The sequence below is a fragment of the Serratia sarumanii genome (genome assembly GCF_029962605.1).
GTDB classification, from domain to species: Bacteria; Pseudomonadota; Gammaproteobacteria; order Enterobacterales; family Enterobacteriaceae; genus Serratia; species Serratia sarumanii.
In genome coordinates this window covers 2,356,846-2,373,884 of the sequence record NZ_CP124750.1, presented here as the reverse complement: position 1 = coordinate 2,373,884, position 17,039 = coordinate 2,356,846, and the positions used below count along the sequence as shown (strand labels likewise).

General features: G+C 54.4%; 13 protein-coding genes. 2 read left to right on the top strand and 11 right to left on the bottom strand.

The features are described 5' to 3' along the window. Window positions 1–3: 3 nt before the first annotated feature. The 3 genes from SSARUM_RS11340 to hsdR form a co-directional block, all read right to left on the bottom strand. Complete coding sequence (locus tag SSARUM_RS11340) at window positions 4–1,752, bottom strand: restriction endonuclease subunit S (RefSeq protein WP_060430032.1); 1,749 nt, start codon at window positions 1,750–1,752, stop codon at window positions 4–6. Further along, window positions 1,752–3,224 (bottom strand): N-6 DNA methylase, encoded by a 1,473-nt coding sequence (locus SSARUM_RS11335; protein WP_060430030.1) that lies wholly within the window; start codon window positions 3,222–3,224, stop codon window positions 1,752–1,754. The genes SSARUM_RS11340 and SSARUM_RS11335 overlap by 1 nt, the downstream gene beginning before the upstream one ends. A 72-nt stretch (window positions 3,225–3,296) precedes the next feature. Then, a complete protein-coding gene (gene hsdR, locus SSARUM_RS11330; protein WP_060430028.1) occupies window positions 3,297–5,729 on the bottom strand; it encodes an EcoAI/FtnUII family type I restriction enzme subunit R in 2,433 nt (810 codons plus the stop codon). Between the two features lie 439 nt (window positions 5,730–6,168). Here hsdR and SSARUM_RS11325 point away from each other — a divergent pair, with 439 nt between their 5' ends. Further along, a complete protein-coding gene (locus SSARUM_RS11325) occupies window positions 6,169–7,338 on the top strand; it encodes a cupin domain-containing protein (protein WP_039566237.1) in 1,170 nt (389 codons plus the stop codon). 121 nt (window positions 7,339–7,459) lie between these two features. On the opposite strand, the gene SSARUM_RS11320 is transcribed toward SSARUM_RS11325, so the two are convergent. The 4 genes from SSARUM_RS11320 to SSARUM_RS11305 all read right to left on the bottom strand — a co-directional run bounded on the left by SSARUM_RS11320 (window position 7,460) and on the right by SSARUM_RS11305 (window position 11,997). Further along, window positions 7,460–7,870: a GNAT family N-acetyltransferase gene (locus SSARUM_RS11320; RefSeq protein WP_060430026.1), complete on the bottom strand. Its 411-nt coding sequence runs from the start codon at window positions 7,868–7,870 to the stop codon at window positions 7,460–7,462. 271 nt (window positions 7,871–8,141) lie between these two features. Continuing rightward, entirely contained in the window at window positions 8,142–9,107 is a 966-nt protein-coding gene (locus SSARUM_RS11315; RefSeq protein WP_072264903.1) for a nucleoside hydrolase, read from the bottom strand. Continuing rightward, window positions 9,104–10,159 (bottom strand): adenosine deaminase, encoded by a 1,056-nt coding sequence (add, locus tag SSARUM_RS11310; RefSeq protein ID WP_039566242.1) that lies wholly within the window; start codon window positions 10,157–10,159, stop codon window positions 9,104–9,106. Before add ends, SSARUM_RS11315 begins: the two co-directional genes overlap by 4 nt. 494 nt (window positions 10,160–10,653) lie before the next feature. After that, window positions 10,654–11,997, bottom strand: coding sequence for an MFS transporter (locus tag SSARUM_RS11305; RefSeq protein WP_080430336.1), 1,344 nt, complete (start codon window positions 11,995–11,997; stop codon window positions 10,654–10,656). 84 nt (window positions 11,998–12,081) lie between these two features. On the opposite strand from SSARUM_RS11305, the gene SSARUM_RS11300 reads away from it, so the two are divergent. Continuing rightward, on the top strand, window positions 12,082–12,996 hold the full coding sequence (locus SSARUM_RS11300) for an AraC family transcriptional regulator (RefSeq protein ID WP_060430020.1): 915 nt from the start codon (window positions 12,082–12,084) through the stop codon (window positions 12,994–12,996). Between the two features lie 39 nt (window positions 12,997–13,035). Here the strand turns inward: SSARUM_RS11300 and SSARUM_RS11295 are convergent, their stop codons facing one another. From SSARUM_RS11295 to SSARUM_RS11280, 4 genes are all read right to left on the bottom strand, one after another. Beyond that, window positions 13,036–14,499, bottom strand: coding sequence for an aldehyde dehydrogenase family protein (locus SSARUM_RS11295; RefSeq protein WP_039566246.1), 1,464 nt, complete (start codon window positions 14,497–14,499; stop codon window positions 13,036–13,038). A gap of 22 nt (window positions 14,500–14,521) precedes the next feature. Next, window positions 14,522–15,271 carry an SDR family NAD(P)-dependent oxidoreductase gene (locus SSARUM_RS11290; RefSeq protein ID WP_033634470.1) on the bottom strand — a complete coding sequence of 250 codons (750 nt, stop codon included), beginning with the start codon at window positions 15,269–15,271 and terminating at the stop codon, window positions 14,522–14,524. 127 nt (window positions 15,272–15,398) lie between these two features. Beyond that, a complete protein-coding gene (locus SSARUM_RS11285; RefSeq protein WP_060430018.1) occupies window positions 15,399–16,031 on the bottom strand; it encodes a LysE family translocator in 633 nt (210 codons plus the stop codon). Between the two features lie 67 nt (window positions 16,032–16,098). Further along, entirely contained in the window at window positions 16,099–16,914 is an 816-nt protein-coding gene (locus SSARUM_RS11280) for an AraC family transcriptional regulator (protein WP_043147435.1), read from the bottom strand. Between the last annotated feature and the right edge of the window lie 125 nt (window positions 16,915–17,039).

Genomic DNA, 17,039 nt, shown 5'->3' with positions numbered 1-17,039 from the left:
TCCTTAGTTTAACGCGGCGTCGGTAAGCGCATCCGCCAGGTGCAGCTGGGTTTGCTGGGCGGATTGCAGGCGCGATTTGAGAGTATCGCAAAGACCAAATAAGCTATTAACATTTAGCACTATCCTCTCTTGCTCATTCAAAGGCGGTAGTAATATAACAGGTTCGGTGACATCTTCCCTTGATATTCCCGGTATAGCTATCCCAATGCCTTTCCCTTGAAAATAGTTATACATGCTTGATAGCAACAATTTAAAATAGTCAAAGCTGGTGCTAATCGCTCTAATAGACATAAGCTGTCGACTAATTGCTATCTCAACATTGGCAACGTTTAATTTCCCTAAACCTGCACCTTTACAGGTAATGAGAATGTCTTTAGGCTTTGCTACAGCTCTTTTTTCGAGTGTAAATTTTGAATACGTCGGATTTGAATCACCGAACTCAGCCGGCCCAGTTATGTAGGGGATTGCTCCTTCCACTATACTTTCTGAGTACTCATTTGGTTTTAGATGTTGTCCAGATATTAAATGGATACAATGCCCCAAACGACACCACGCCCATCCCTTCGGCAACTCAAACGGTTTTTCTTCATCACTCACTGGCGGCAACGGTTTTTGCTTTTTAATTTTGCCTTCTTTCACCAGTTGCGCTTTTTCCTGCTCAATACGTTTAAGCAGTTCAGAAGCCGGTTCGTCGTTAGGATCCTGCGGCACCAGCTTGCCCATCACCGCCAGTTGCAGAATGGTTTGCTTAAGTGCGTCGATACTCGCTTCGGTGATAAACAGCGTGTCGAAATGTTGGCTGATTCGCGCCCAGCTTTCGGCGAATTCTTCGGCATTTTGACTGTCTGTCAGCGTTGCCAGCAGGGTTTCAATCAGTTGCTGATGCGCATCCAGACTGGACAGAGATTGCTGTTCCAGTTGGTCGCAGAGATGCATCAACTCATCAACTTTGGCAACGATCCGATATTGTTCTGCAAGAGGTGGAACCAAACAACACAACAACTCTAATTTCCCTTGATATATAGCCCAAACATTAGTTGTCCCTGATTTTATTTTTTCAAGCTCGGTTTTCCCACTAGAGCTCCTCATCCAAATGTCAATTTGGTAAGATAAAACCCCTTCTAAAAACACAGCCCTTAACATATTATTATTATAAAGAACGGTCTCTTTGCTAGTTGAATTGAAAACACATGTTTTCCCAACAAGCTCTTTGCTATTTCTAGTATTAAATAGAAAATCATTTTCTCGAAGAGAATATTGCACAACTTCATGTTGAGTTGCATTAACTCGAGTCACATCAGTTAAATCAAAACCACCATTATTTAAAATATTATTCATTTTGAAGTATTTAAACTGGTTCTCTGATGATTGCTGACTCTTTCCTCTGTCAAGTCCCGTGGAATACATAGTCGATAGCGAACCGAATCGACACCACTCCCAACCCTCCGGCAACTCAAACGGCTTTTCATCCTCGTTAATTTCCGGCAGCGGCTTCTGCTTTTTCATCTTCCCCTGCTTTACCAGCTCCGCTTTTTCAGCAGCAATACGTTTTAGCAGCTCAGACGCCGGTTCATCATTCGGATCCTGAGCTACCAGTTTGCCGCGCACCGCCAGTTCCAGAATCAGCTCGCGCAGTTTCTTAATGCCATACAGGTCGATTTTGCCATTGCTACCACGCCCGGCGGTGGAGCGGGTTTGCAGGGCCGAGGACCAGATATCGATATGATCGGTAATCAGTTTCTCAACGCTCATCAGTTAGCCCCCTTGTTGCTGGCCAGCGCAGCGCCGAGGATGTCGCGAAGCTGATTACGCAGATCGCTGATTTCCGCCTGCTGCGCCTGGTACTGCGCCAGCAGTTCATCCGGATCGTGGCTAACGGCTTCACCCTGATACGGGTTTTTGATATCGAGGTTGAAGTTGCGGGCGATGATGTCGTCGATGCTGACTTGCCACGCCTGGTTGTTTTCTTCGCGGCCGGCAAAACCATCTGCTTCGTTGCCCCACCAGTCGATTTCGGCCTGGAACTCTTCGAACTTCATCGGTTTGGTTTTGCTGTAGTTCTTCACGCCGTCCGGGTACGGATGCTCGTAGAACCACACCTGTTTAGTCGGCTGACCTTTGGTGAAGAACAGAATATTGGTTTTAATACCGGTGTACGGGTTAAACACGCCGTTCGGCAAACGCACGATGGTGTGCAGGTTACACTCTTCGGTGAGCAGCTTTTTGATTTTGGTTTTTACGCCTTCGCCAAACAGCGTGCCGTCCGGCAACACCACCGCCGCACGACCTTTATCGGCCAGCACTTCGATAATCAACTGCAGGAACAGATCTGCGGTTTCACGGGTTTGCATCTCGGCCGGGAAGTTTTTCTCGATGCCGTCTTCTTCGGTACCGCCAAACGGCGGGTTGGTGACGATCACGTCAATCTGCTCATCCCAGGAGGAAAGCGGTTTATTGAGCGTATTGTCGTGGCGAATTTGTACCGGAACCTCAATGCCGTGCAACAACATATTGGTGGTGCACAGCAGGTGCGGCAGCTGTTTCTTCTCTACGCCGTGAATCTGCGTTTGCAGCGTTTTGTGGTCTTCGGTCGTTTTGACGTAATGCTCTTTCACATGGTCAAACGCGCAGGCGAGAAAACCACCGGTGCCGCAGGCCGGATCCATGATCGACTCGCCCAGTTTCGGGTCAATTCGGTTGACCATAAAACGCGTCACGGCGCGCGGGGTGTAGAACTCGCCCGCATTGCCGGCACTTTGCAAGTCACGCAGGATCTGTTCGTAGATATCGCCGAACAGATGCCGTTCCTGGCTGCTGCTGAAATCGATTTCGTTGAGCTTATTGATCACCTGGCGCAGTAACGTGCCGTTTTTCATGTAGTTATAGGCATCGCTGAACGCCTGTTTGACCACAAAACCGCGCGGATTTTTGTCGATCGGCGCGGTGAGGTTCTTCAGCGTCGGGAACAGATCGTCGTTGACGAACTCGAGCAGCGCATCCCCAGTGATCCCTTCGCTTTTCGCCGCCCAGCTGCGCCATAAATAGCGCTGCGGGATCGGGAACTGGTAATCATCCTGCTCCAGTTCCAGCTCTTCTTCCTGGGTATCGAAAATTTTCAGAAACAGCAGCCACGAAAGCTGGCCAAGGCGCTGCGCGTCGCCGTCTACGCCGGCGTCTTTACGCATAATGTCCTGAAGGGATTTAATCACTGAGCTAATCGACATGTTTTCTTTCCATACTAAAAAAAGGATGCCACCGGCTGCGGGAGCAACCCGTGGCAAAATGTTTATGCGCTATCAGGCGAAACGCGGCGGTAACCGATAGATTTCGTTTTCCAGTTCGTTAACCGCCTGTTCGTAAGCCTGCTTGTCACCGAAGCGGGTTTTGATGATTTCCAGCGGGCGCCCCAGCGTATCGAACGGCTTCAGTTTCAAGACCTGAACGTCCTCGATTTCCCGTACCCCTTCATCGGCATATTTATCCAGCAGCGTGCTGAGCACCTGCTGCGCCGGTTCGGCGTATTTGGTGAAATAGTCACGCTTACGCACGTTGGCGGCGCGCTCCTGGCGCGTCAACGGCGGCTGACCGTACACCACATGGCAAAGCAAATCAAACGGGTCGAGATCTTTCCCCACCTCTTCGGCCAGCACATCCCACAGGATACCCAATTGTTCCAGCTCTTCGATAATGACCTGTTTGCGCGGTGCCGCCTGCCATTTACGCACAAAGCCATCAAGCGAGGCGAACTCACCGTCTTTGAGCAAGGTTTTACGGGTGTAATCCTGGAAGGACTCAGTGACCAGCTTGCCATCGGCATCGTAATACTGAACGCGTTTGGCCAGCACGCTGACGGTCACGCCATTGACATAAAATTTACGGGTTTTGCCGTCGTCATCCTGATGGAATTCACCGTTCCCCGCAGGTTTATCCGGGTTGGCCTGGTATTCCGCCGGTTCTTCATGCGCAGCGCCGTAGGTCTCTTCTGTGTTCTCTTCGGCATCCAACCGTTCATTAAAATCAGACTCCGCGTCTGAAATATCGTCAGGCTTCACAACCAGCACTTTTTCCGGCACGCCGTCAAAGCGCTCATCCGCAAACAGCTCGGTCGCTTTTTTGAAATCGAGAATGGTGAACCACAGTTTGCCGTACTTTTCGTTAATGCGCGTGCCGCGCCCGATAATCTGTTTGAACTTGGTCATCGACTGGATGTTCTGATCCAGCACGACCAATTTACAGGTTTGGGCATCCACGCCGGTAGTCATCAACTCGGAGGTCGTCGCGATAACCGGGTAGGCTTTCTTAGGATTGATAAAGTTATCCAGCTGCGCCTTGCCTGCGTCATCATCGCCGGTGATTTTCATCACATACTTTTCGTTCTTCAGGACCTGTTCCGGATTCAGCACCACCAACGCGTGGCGCATGCGATCGGCATGATCGATGTCGTTGCAGAAGACGATGGTTTTATCCATCGGGTTGGTGCGTTTAAGGTAATCTGTGATGGTCTGCGCCACCAGCATGGTACGCTCATCAATTACCAGCGTGCGGTCAAAATCTTTCAGGTTATAAATACGATCTTCAATTTCTGCGCCGTATTTATCCAACTGTCCTTTAAGCGGTCGCCATCCCTGTACGTCAACGTCGATATCCACACGCACCACTTTGTACGGGGCGAGGAAGCCGTCTTCAATGCCCTCTTTCAGCGAGTAGGTGTACACCGGATCACCGAAGTAGTCGATGTTGGAGACGTCTTCGGTTTCTTTCGGCGTCGCCGTCAGGCCAATCTGGGTGGCGCTGCCGAAATACTCCAGAATTTCACGCCACGCGGAGTCTTCGGAGGCGCTGCCACGGTGGCATTCGTCGATCACGATCAGGTCGAAGAAGTCGGGTGCCACCTGTTTGTAGGCTTTTTGATACTCGTCGGGGCCGGTTATCGCTTGGTACAATGCCAGATGAACCTCATAGGCCGGATCGATGGTGCGCCCGGTGATTTTGGTCATGGCGTTGCCAAACGGCTGGAAATCGTTATTTTTGGTCTGATCGACCAGAATGTTGCGATCCGCCAGGAACAGAATGCGTTTTTTGTTTTTCGCTTTCCACAGCCGCCAGATGATCTGAAACGCGGTATAGGTTTTGCCCGTACCGGTCGCCATCACCAACAAAACGCGATTTTTCCCCGCAGATACAGCATCGACCGTCCGGTTCACCGCCTGCATCTGATAGTAACGGGGGGACTTGCCGCTGCCGTCATCGTAATAATCCTGGCTGATGACCGGCAATTGCTCCTGCGTGAACCCTTTCCAGACACAGTACTTCTGCCATAGCTGTTCAGGCGTCGGAAAATCGCTAAGTGCAATTTCGGACTCCAACTGCTGCGGATTGGTTTTGTCATGGAAGATAAAACCGTCGCCGTTGGAAGTAAACACGAAGGGAACGTCAAGCAGACCGGCGTAATCTAGCCCCTGTTGCATCCCTTTGCCGATGGCGTGCTGATTGGCTTTTGCCTCGATCACCGCCAATGGCAAGTTTGGCTTGTGGTAGAGAACGATATCGGCGGATTTGACTTTGATACGGGAAGCTAGTTTTCCGCGCACCACGATCTTACCATCCCGGAGTTTCACTTCCTGCCGAATCTGTGACATCACATCCCAACCGGCTTCCTTGACCGCAGGCAGAATAAATTTGGTGATGATGTCCGTTTCGGTCAGATGTGTTTTGTTTACGCCAGCCATAGCAAAGTTCTCAACGGTATTGGGTTAACTCTGATTTTACACAAATTAATGCATTACGTAATGACTTGAAACGGGTTTTCAGGCTGTTGTCACCGTTCAGCCTCGTCGAACGCTTTCGTCAGCTGGTGCTGGAGACCGTGGCGCAGTCATAAAAAGCCCGAACGGCCAATAATAAATGAAGTTCGTTTATTATTTATTTAAACTATTCGGCGACTAAATTTAATTCCACTTAATGACTATTCAACTTCAGATAAATTAATTAAACCTGCACTCACTTAGTAACAAACGCAAACAAATAAACGCCTACCCAATACATTCCAGCCGCTAGGATTTAAGGGTCGCCGCCTATTTCGCCGATGACAAAACACCTTTCAAGAGCAATTATGCCTTCCCTGCGCCTGCCTATTCAGACGCGCGGTTTTATATTGGAGAAAATGCTATGCTATCGCGTCGTGATATATTGAAAGTCTCCGCCGTCAGCGCGGCCGCCGCCGGCATGATCGGCGGCATCGTAAAAAATGCCGCTGCCGACGATCATCGCAATATCGTCCCCCCCAGCAGCTATCAGCCGCCTGCCGATGCGCAGCATCTCTATAAATACAAATTCACCGACAGCAAGAAACGCAGCCTGCCCAGCGGCTGGGCGCGCGAAGCCACCGTCGAGCAATTCCCGATCTCCGAAGGCGTGGCGGGCGTGGACATGACGCTGGAGCCGGGCGGCGTGCGCGAGCTGCACTGGCACGCCATCGCCGCCGAATGGGCGTTTATGCTGGAAGGCCATGCGCGCATCACCATCCTCGATCCCGAGGGCAAATGCGAAGTGGCGGATTTCGGCCCCGGTGACGTGTGGTATTTCCCGAAAGGCTATGGCCATTCCATTCAGGCGCTGGCAGATGGCGCGCATTTTATTCTGGCGTTCGATAACGGCCATTTCTCCGAGTTCGGCACCTTCAGCATTACCGATTGGGTGGCGCATATGCCGAAAGAGGTATTGGAAAAAAGCGTCAACATGCCGGCGGCGGTATTTTCCAAGGCCAAACAGGGCGAGGCTTATATTGTCGACGGCGCCGTTCCGCCCACCTTGCCATTGCCGAAAAACGACGGCGGATTAAATAACACCCCGCTGACCCACCGCTATGAATTAATGAAGCAAAAACCGTTCTTTGAAAATGACGCCGGCAGCGTCCATTTGGTGTCATCGAAAGAATTTCCCATTTCCACCACCATGACCGGCATCATCGAGATCGTGAAACCCGGCGCGATCCGGGAATTGCACTGGCACCCCAATGCCAACGAATGGCAATACTATATTGCCGGCAAAGGCCGGATGACGGTGTTCAGCTCACACGGCCACGCGCAGACGGAAGAGTACGCCCCTTCGGACGTCGGTTACGTGCCGCAGGGCTTCGGCCATTACATCGAGAACATCGGCGATGAGGATTTGAAGGTATTGATCGTGATGGACAACGGCATTTATCAGGACATTTCGCTATCCGACTGGCTGGCGAAAACCCCGGCCTACCTGCTGGCGGACAACTTCAATAATCAGATTGAGGACTGGCAGGATAGACCGAAAGACAAACGGGTGATGTCGCGCCGCAGCCGCTGACGCCACGGCGAGGGAGAGACTCCCTCGCCTCCGTCACATCGGCCAAAGCGTCATATTTCATATTAAGAACAATACATTGATCTCAGTGAGTTAACCGAATTCCTTTTATAAAAAACAGATATTACAGTTGTTTGTTCAGATAGGAGCGTGTTATTTCATTGCCGCAATCCAACTCGCCAATCATTTGAAAACCCTGTTTCAGGTAGAAATTGGGCGCCTGAAAGCTAAACGTGTCCACGGAGACGCTGGCGAATCCCAACTGTCTGGCATGAGCCTCTGCAGCTTCCAGCAGACGGTGGCCTAAACGACGGCCGCGCTGCGCTTCATCAATCCAAAGATAATGGATGTAAAAAACGGCCCCGTAAGACTCTGCATAAAGTCCCGCGATTATTTTCTCATCGCCGTCTTTATAATAAACACCATACTCGTGAGCATTTAACCCCATGAACTTTGAATTAAATCTATCGAGCTGGCCCTCCAGAAAGGAGCGTGCATCATTGTCATAATGCAACGTTAAATTTTCATTTTCCACAACGTGTTCCGCATATATAAAATAAAAAAGGAGGATTGGTTAATACTTTATGGCCCGGCTGAATTCGGCAAAACGCATCAATAATCAGGCTGCACAGGGGAAACACTGTACTCAATATTCGCTAAACAAACAGCAAACACATCTATCGATTTGGATTCGCACGCCTGCGGATCGATAAATCCAGCCAGATCTCTTTCCCCCTTCTTCAGTGCTCATTCAGAGGCCTCCGGAAAGGCCTCTTATACACTCAGACGTTGTCGATAGAGACGAATTACGCCAACGACAGCAGCTTCGCGAGCAGCAACTCCGACATATTAAGCTCGGTGCTTAATACCACATGGCAGTTGGCATCGCGCTGCGGCGGATAGTTCATATATCGTCCCCGCATATCGCACAGAGTTTGCCCGCGGCCTGGCCCGTCAGAATCATCGATCGTCACCTTCACGTTAGGCGCAAGGCAGGCGCCGATGCCCTGCACCGCCAACACCGCAGCCACCGGATCGTGCAGCGCGCAGGCTTTGCGGCCGTAGGTATTGATATAAAACTGGATATACCGCTCCAGCATTTGCCCTATCGCCTGCGCAAACCGGCTCTCGGCCGACAGCAGTTTGAGCCGATCCGCCTCTTCAAAAGTATGCGACATGGTGACATCAAGCGGCACCATCACGATATTCTTCATCGCCTTAAACACCATGGCCGCCGCCTCCGGATCGCAGGCAATATTCGCCTCCGCAACGGGCGTTCGGTTGCCGGGCGCCAGTGCCGCACCGCCCATGATCGTCAGCGTGCCGATAAGCTCCCCTAACGCGGGCTCAAGCTGCAAGGCTTTGGCGATGTTGGTCAGCGGGCCGGTCGCCAAGATGTCCAGCTCCCCCGGGTGCGCTCTGGCCAGCTCAACCAACAGGTCGGGGGCCGACAGCGGCGCCAGCTTGGCGTGTGAGGCTTCCAGCGCGATGTCGCCGATGCCGTTGTCACCGTGTATATGCTGCACATCGCAAAGATACGCCTGGCGCAGGTAATCCCGTTCCCCCACGGCGACGGGGATCGCGGGAAAACCGGCCAGGCGGGCAAGCTCCAGCGTATTTCTGGCCCCGGCATCGGCGGCGACGTTGCCGCAAACCGTGCCGATCGCCAGAATATCCACCTTGTCGCTTTCTGCGAGCAAATAGCCCAGCGCCATCGCATCATCGATGCCGGTATCGCAATCAAAATATAATTTTATTTTCTTCTCGCTCACCGCTTGTCTCCATTTTCTGTATTAAGAGAAGCAACCCAAGGGGCCATTTTCTTTCGATACTCCTTTTTTGCCTCGTCGCCGGCGAAACTGGCGGCAAAAGCATTCAGGGCCACATCGACGATATCCTGGGTGGAAAATGCAAATTCGCTCTGACAGATCAGATATTCATCCACCAACGTGGTGTGCAATAAGACCGGGTCGTCGGTATTGATGGTCGCGATGACCCCGGCATCCCGCAGCCGGCGCAGCGGATGCTCCGCGTAGCCGGGATAGACGCCCAGTTTGATGTTCGAGGTCAGGCATACGCCGATGGGGATACGCCGTTCAGCCAACAGTTCCACGACGGCCGGGTCGTCTATCGCCCGAACGCCGTGATCGATGCGGTCGGCCCCCAGCAGCAAGATGGCGTCGCGCACGCCCTCTGCGCCGCTCGACTCCCCGGCATGCACGGTTCGCTTCAACCCGGCCCTGCCCGCCTGGGCGAAAGCCTGCGCGAAACGCGCACCGCTGCCTTTGGTGACGGCCTCATTGCCATCGACGGACAGCGCGACCACTCTGGGGTGCCGCAGCGCGGTTAAAAAATCCACCAGCTCACTCGCCTCGGCGGCGGTTTGCCGGCAGAGCAAACTGACGCACAGCCCAACGGACGCCAATCCATCTTCTTCGGCCGCGCGCAAACCGGCGTCAATCGCGTCGATCATGTCACCGAGCCTGCCGCGCCACGCTTTCCAATGGGTCGGGTTGAAAATCAGATCGGCGTACAGCCCACCATCCCGCGACAGCCGTTGTGCATAGGAGTAGCTTAACTGCGCCAGGCGTTCACGGCTGCTCACCAGGCTGCAGGACCAATCGAGGAAATCGAGAAAGTCGGCAAGCCCGTTAAAATTCAGCAGCTCGTCCTGCTTTCTGGGCATCGGTATCCCCGAGGATAACGCCCAGGCCGAGAGCTGTTCCGGCTCAAAGCAGCCCTCCAGATGCACATGCACTTCCGCCTTCGGCAGGGAAACCATCTGCGCTCGAGAGAGCGTGGTTTGGTTTACATTCCATTCCATAAAATGGCTCCCAAGGGTTATTTATGCAGGCCAACGAGCACGTTTTCGCGCACCGTGAGTGACGGCATGGGTGCGAAGGCCTCGTTGAAGGAGGAGTGAATGCGGTAAAAAACGCGGTGAGACGAGGAATGATCTAGGGTAAGCATCACAATATGTTAATCCTGTAATGAGTCAGACGGCAGGCCATCCAAAAATTCATCAACAGGTCAGTAACCTATGCATGCGGCAACCGGTGAAGGCGGACACACCTCTCATCACCGAAGCCGACACGGCATCACCCCATCCTCACTGCAACGCCCGATTTCCGTGGGCGCCGGCAATCATCGATGGGGCCGTTCTCTTACCTGAACCTATGTAAAACATGGCGTGTTAAAGCAGAGTCGCCGGGCAGCCGCTGTTATGCGCGGTAATCGCCAGCAATCAGCGCCAAAACACGCCGCCAAGCTTATGGAAGCCAGGGGGGCTTGTAAAGCCCTTCCCCAACGCTGGGAACGTCAGGCCTTTCTCAGCAACAGCACCCACAGCGCCAGCACGGCAAAGGCGATGTATATCGCCATAAAAAGGACAATGGCGGCGAACAAGGCGCTCACTACCCCTATTTTATCCGCCAGCCAACCTGCGGCCGGCGGCATGATATTGAACAAATAGACGATAAAGTAAAACTTCGACACCGCGTTCCACCCTGGCGCCGCAAGAGAGAGCTTATTGACCAGGATGGCACCGCCCACAAAAACCGCGCCGTACGAGAAGCCGGACAGCACCAGACTCACCGCCGCGCTGGCCACAGAACTGCTTTCGAGCGCCATGGTCATCATCACCATGGAGAAAACCTGCGCAATCAGCCCTAACACCAAAGAAAACTCAGGCTTCAGAAAACGCGGGATCGTGAACTGCACCACGCCGGCCACCAGTAAATAACCGGTGGCGATATAGCCAAAGCCCGCGGGTGACTGAAGCCCGAAGACCTGGATCGCGGCCGTCGGCCCCAACGACAGGATCAGCGCGGCGTATGACCAGGAGATAAACACGCACAGCGCAAGCAGATAGAACAGCGGTTGGCTAAAACCGGCGCCCTTTTCTGCCGTTTTCGTGTCCGCAACGCCGAGGGTAGGCAATCCCTTCTTCGGCCAAAGCAGGACGATGGCGATCGCGGAGAGGAAAACCAACGCGGCGATGGTCACCGCCGGCGAAGTGAGCGGGTAAAACGCCAACTGGGCGTAAACGCTGCTGATCACCGGGCCCAGCGCCAGGCCGGTCACCAAAGCCAAGCTGCCCAACAGCGCGGCGCGTTTGGCGCTGTCGCCGCGGCTGACGTTAATCAACAGGATGTTGATGATGGCCGTGGCCGTACCGGCCCCTAACCCGGAAATAAACCTGAACAGGCACAGCGCCTGCAAAGAACGAGCAAAGGAAAAACACAGCGTTGGCACCACCACCACCATCAGCGACACCACCACCAGCAACCGGGCATTTTTATCGGTGATGGTGAGCCTGCGTGATAAAAACAAGGCCAGCAATACGCCAAACCCGTAGGAAGAGAAAATGAAGGTCAGGTCAATATTGCTCAGATCAAGGGTTTCTTGATAGAGGGGATATAACGGCGTGGGGGAGCCGCTGTTCAACAAGATAAAAAATAAAGCGATCGTCAACGCCGCCAATAGGCTCACCTGGCTGCGGTTTGTCTGGTCAGAAGTCATTATGCCACCATCATGGAAAATACCGATCGTAGCACCCGGCCGGATCGCGAACTTTCGCGTTCGCACTTTTTTTCTTATCATTCGGACAGGACGGCGGGTTAGCCTGTACACCGGCTGGCGCCTCACCCATAATGCGTTCATCTCGCCGCACTGTCGGGATCGTGCATAACGCTGGCGCAATAGCGACTATGCTCAACAGTAAACGCATCAAACAAGCAGGTAATAATGGATCCGTTATCCGATATTGTTTCCAGGCTAAAAATCAGCAGCCAGAAAATTGTGACGTTTGACATGAGCGCCAATACCAAAGCGCTGTTTCCCGACTATTCCGGGATGAAAATTTATATCGCCAAGCGCGGATCTTTTTTCATTAAATTGGCGGGCGACGCCAATAGTTACCCGATTGAACAAGGCGATGTGCTGATCTTATCCAGCGGGCGCGAATTCAGCATTTTTGATAACCCTAATGCGCCGGCCATCGATATAACAAAAATTCACGTGATGAAAGACCGCTCTTCCTGCTTCAGCAACGGCGGGTGCGATTTCTCCTTTGTGGGTTGCCGCTTCGTCTTTCAGATCAACGATACCTTCCGCTTTATCACCAGCCTGCCCGAACCCATCGTGATCAAAACGCAGCGGGAGGAGAACGCCGGCATCAAGGATTTCCTGAGCCGTCTCTCGTCGGAGATAGAAAATCCCGGCCCGGGCAGTGAGCTCATCACCGAGCATCTGCTGCAGATCATTTTGACGCAGGCGCTGCGCATGCTGCTCTCTTCCGGCGCGCTCGTCCGCGGCGAGGGCTGGTTTTACGCGATGGCGGACAAACATATCGGCCTGGCGCTGACCCGCATACACGACCAGCCGGGCAGGAAATGGCGCCTGGACGAGCTCGCCGGCGTGGCCGGCATGTCGCGCACCGCCTTCACCACCCGCTTCAGAAAGCTGGCCGGCTACAGCGTCAACGAATACATTCGCATCTGGCGTTTTAGCCTGGCCATTGAGCGAATGGTCGCCAATAAAGAAAAAATATCCCAGATCGCCTTTGACCTGGGATATGAATCGGAAAGCGCCTTCAGCACCGCGTTCAAAAAAAGCATGGGCGCGTCGCCAAGGAGTTATATCGGCAGCCATATTTCCTGAAGCGGCCGACGGCGGCTCATCCCTGTGCCGGTCTTGTCCTTATTCTGCAAACCAGGCCGCGGGCAGATCCGTCTGCAGCGTGATGGTTTTTATTTGCGTGTAGGCATTGAGCGTTTCTTTGCAGAACTCGCGGCCGATCCCGCTGTTCTTGTAACCGCCAAACGCGGTGCCATCGGTAATGTTTGAATAGCGGTTGATCCACACGGACCCGGCCTCCAGCCGGTCTGCGGTCGCCAGGGCGTTTTTCAGGCTGCGGGTGTAAATCCCCGACGCCAGCCCATATTCGCTGTCGTTAGCCTGGGCGATCATCTCGTCGTAGTCTGACCATTTGATCAGCGTCAGCACCGGCCCGAAAATTTCTTCCTGACAAATGCGCATGCCATTTTCCGCAGCAAAAATCGTCGGCTCAATGAAGTAGCCGTGCTCGCAGCCGGCAACGGCGCGGCGTTTGCCGCCGGTCAGCAGGGTAGCGCCCTCCTCGAGGCCGGTCCGAATATAAGCCAGCACCCGCTCGCCCTGCTTCTCAGAAACCAGGCAGCTGACCCGGGATTGCTCGGCCAGCGGTGAACCGACGCGCACCCGTTCGAAAGCCGTCACCAGTTTGGCGCTGAAACGGTCGTAAATGTCCGCGTGAACGAACAGCCGGGTGCCCGCCAGGCAGGACTGACCGTTATTGTGGATGGCGGCAAAGGTCACGTTGTCCACCACCGCGTCCAGGTCTTCGATGTCCGGGAACACAATATTGGGGCTCTTCCCGCCCAGCTCCAGCGTGACGGGCACCAGCCGCTCCGCGGCGGCCTTGGCCACCCGCTTGCCCACCTCCGTGCTGCCGGTGAACGAAAGCTTGCGCACCTTGCGGTTGCCGGTCAGTGCCGCCCCCGCCACGCTCCCGAGCCCGGTAATGATGTTGACGACGCCGGCAGGGAAAATATTGGCGATCATCTTGCCCAGCTCCAGCGTGGAGAGCGAGGCGTTTTCATCGGCCTTCAGCACCACAGTGTTGCCGGTCACCAGCGCCGGTGCCAGCTTGAACGCCGCCATGATCGCCGGCGCATTCCAGGGAATAATTTGCCCGCAGACGCCGAGCGGCTCGCGTTTCGCCAGGCTGTAGCCGTCCGCGATGCTTCTGCCGCTGTCTTCGTGCCCCATGACAACCGCGGCGAAATAGCGATAGTGTCTGACCGCCGTTTGATAATCGCGGCGCACTTCGCTGATACAGCGGCCCACATCCCGCGCGTCGATTTGCGCCATTCTTTCCAGATCGCTTTCCAGCACATCCGCCAGCTGCGCCACCAGGCGAGCGCGGGCCTGCTGCCCTAATGCCTTCCAGGCGGGGAAAGCCGCTTCCGCCGCCAACACGGCGCGCTCGACGTCCCGTTCGTTGCAGTAGTGCAAATCCGCCAGGCGCTCCCCGCTCGAGGGGGAAATAACGGGATGAATGTCCGTGCCATCCAGTTCGAATACGCCGTTAATCAGTGGCCCGTAGGCTTTGTCTAATGTCATTTCTGTTCCATTCTTCGCTAAATTAATGCAAACCGCCGCCGACGATCAGGCTCTCACCGGTCACCCAACCCGCCTCGTCAGAGGCGAGATAGGCCACGGCCGGGGCGATATCCTCCGGTGTGCCGATGCGCCCCAGCGGGGTGATGGATTCAATGTGCGTTTTGAAATCGGTATCGAAAAAGCCGCTGTCATGTACGCCTTCCGTGATGACCAAGCCAGGATTGACCGCATTGACCCGGATCTTGCGCCCGCCAAGCTCGTTGGCCAGCGTCTTGGTGATCGAGTCCACCGCGGCTTTGGAAGCGGTATAAACCAGCGAATTGGCCGGCGTAAACGAGGTCACGCTGGAGCTGATATTGACAATGCTGCCGCCCGATTCAGGCATAGCGGCGACCGCCGCCTTGCAGCAATAAATCAGCCCTTTGACATTTAAATTGAAGTGCCTTTCATATTCCGCGTCGCTGAAGGCTTCCAGGCTATTGGTGGCATAAACCCCGGCGTTATTGACCAGCACGTCCAGGCGACCATACTGCTCGACAATGTTTTGCATCAGGCCGTTGACTTCGGCCTCAATGCCGACATTGGCCTGCAGCGGAAAAGCGACGCCGCCCTGCTCATTGATCTCTTTAACCAACCGGTTGGCATCTTCACGCCCGCGGGAATAGTTAATGAAAACCACGGCGCCTTCCGCCGCCAGGCGTTTAGCAATGGCTGCGCCAATTCCCTTTGAACTGCCCGTCACCAGGGCAACTTTATTTTCAAAGCGTTTCATTAGTCATTCTCCTCAGTGTTTGTGAAACTCGAGAGAAGATTACGGTAAATGCTCGCCGTGCAGCATAGCGGGGCGAACATAAAACCTTATCGATCGAACAACCTTGCCCAAAAGCGAATTTAATTTTTTAGCATAACCGCGCGGCCAAAATGGCGCAGGCTAATAACAGAATGACGCTACCGAAGCATTTATTGATATAAATCCCGATGACCGGACGCCGTTTTATCCTCAGCGCGATCTTTCCCGCCAGAAATACCAGGGGAATTTCAATCAGAAACATGATGACGATGAGTTCAATGCCTAATATCAGCATCTGCATTCCCGGCCTGCCCGCCTCCACCCGAATAAACTGCGGAATAAACGCCAGCATGAAAATAATGGCCTTGGGGTTAAGCAGATTGGTCAGGAATCCTTGCGAATAGAGCCTTTTGCGGCTTTTGCGCTCGCCGTGGCTTTCCAGGCCAATCGCATTTGCCTGGGTAAAAATGCCCAACCCGACCCACATGATGTACAGCGCGCCGCCGATAACGAAAAGCTGATACAGCAGCGGCGAAGAGGCGATCAGCGCCGTGACGCCGACAATCGCAAAACAGATATGGCATATCACCCCGGTCACCGCCCCCAATACGGTAATCAGCCCCGCTTTCGTTCCCTGGCTGACGGCGTTGGACAGTGCGCAAAGCATATCGGCGCCGGGAATAAGCGTTAAGACGGCGGCCGAAAGGGCAAATAAACCCAGCGTGGATAATTCGATGACCATGATTTTCTCGCGTCGTAAATAGGCGTATTGTCGGCCCCCGTAAGTCGGCGAGATAGAACGATATTGCTCACAGGCAACGATCGCGATAGCCGCGCGGCGTCACGCCGTAACTCGACTTGAACGCCCTGCCCAGGTGCGACTGATCGGCGAACCCGCAGGCGACGGCAATTTCCGCGATGTCGCCGCCCCGGGATAGCAAGGCCTTCGCCTGCTGCAGCCTAAGCTGCCGCTGATAGCGGCTCGGCGACAAGCCGAATGTTGCCGAGAACTGGCGGCAAAGGTGAAACCTGGACAGACCGGCGGCCTGCGCCAGCCTCTCCAGACGCACTTCCCGCGCCGGGTTATCGTGCAGATACTCTTTCGCCCTGCGCAAGCCCGGCGCGATGCCGGGGCCTGCCAATGACGCGCGCCGCGGGGAGCACACCGCCAGCAGATCCGCCACACAGTGGCTCCAGACCACCTCCCGGTCGAAACGGCTGGATTGCGCCGCGGTCAATACCGTCGCGGCCTCACACAACCGGGTGGCGAAAGGCGCATGGTCGATGCGCTTCCCCTTCACTGCCGGCGGCAGAGGCATCTCCATGTTTTCCGCCGCGTCCAGCAGCATCTCGTGGCTGGGATAAAACATGAAATAATGGCATCCTTCTTCACCCAGCACCGTCCCGGCATGCATCTGCCCCGGCGCGATGAGGCTGACTTGCCCACGGCTGACGATACCGTCGGCATCGCCTTTAGCGCTGTTGTTATTGGCGCCGCGCAGGACAACGCCAATCGACCAGGTATCATGCCAATGCACGTCAAACCGATGGTCTGAAAAGTCCGCGACGAGCAGTTCAAGCCCGCCCAATGCGTCAAAACGATGCATAAATGCCGAATTGCCCATCCTCTTTTACCCGATTGCCGGTTATCCACAGCGGCCAAAATAACACACAACGTACGGCGTGAAAGCCCTGCGCTCTGCACGGAAGCGGCTTTCTGAACGTCAGAAAAAAGGGGCCGCCTGGCCCC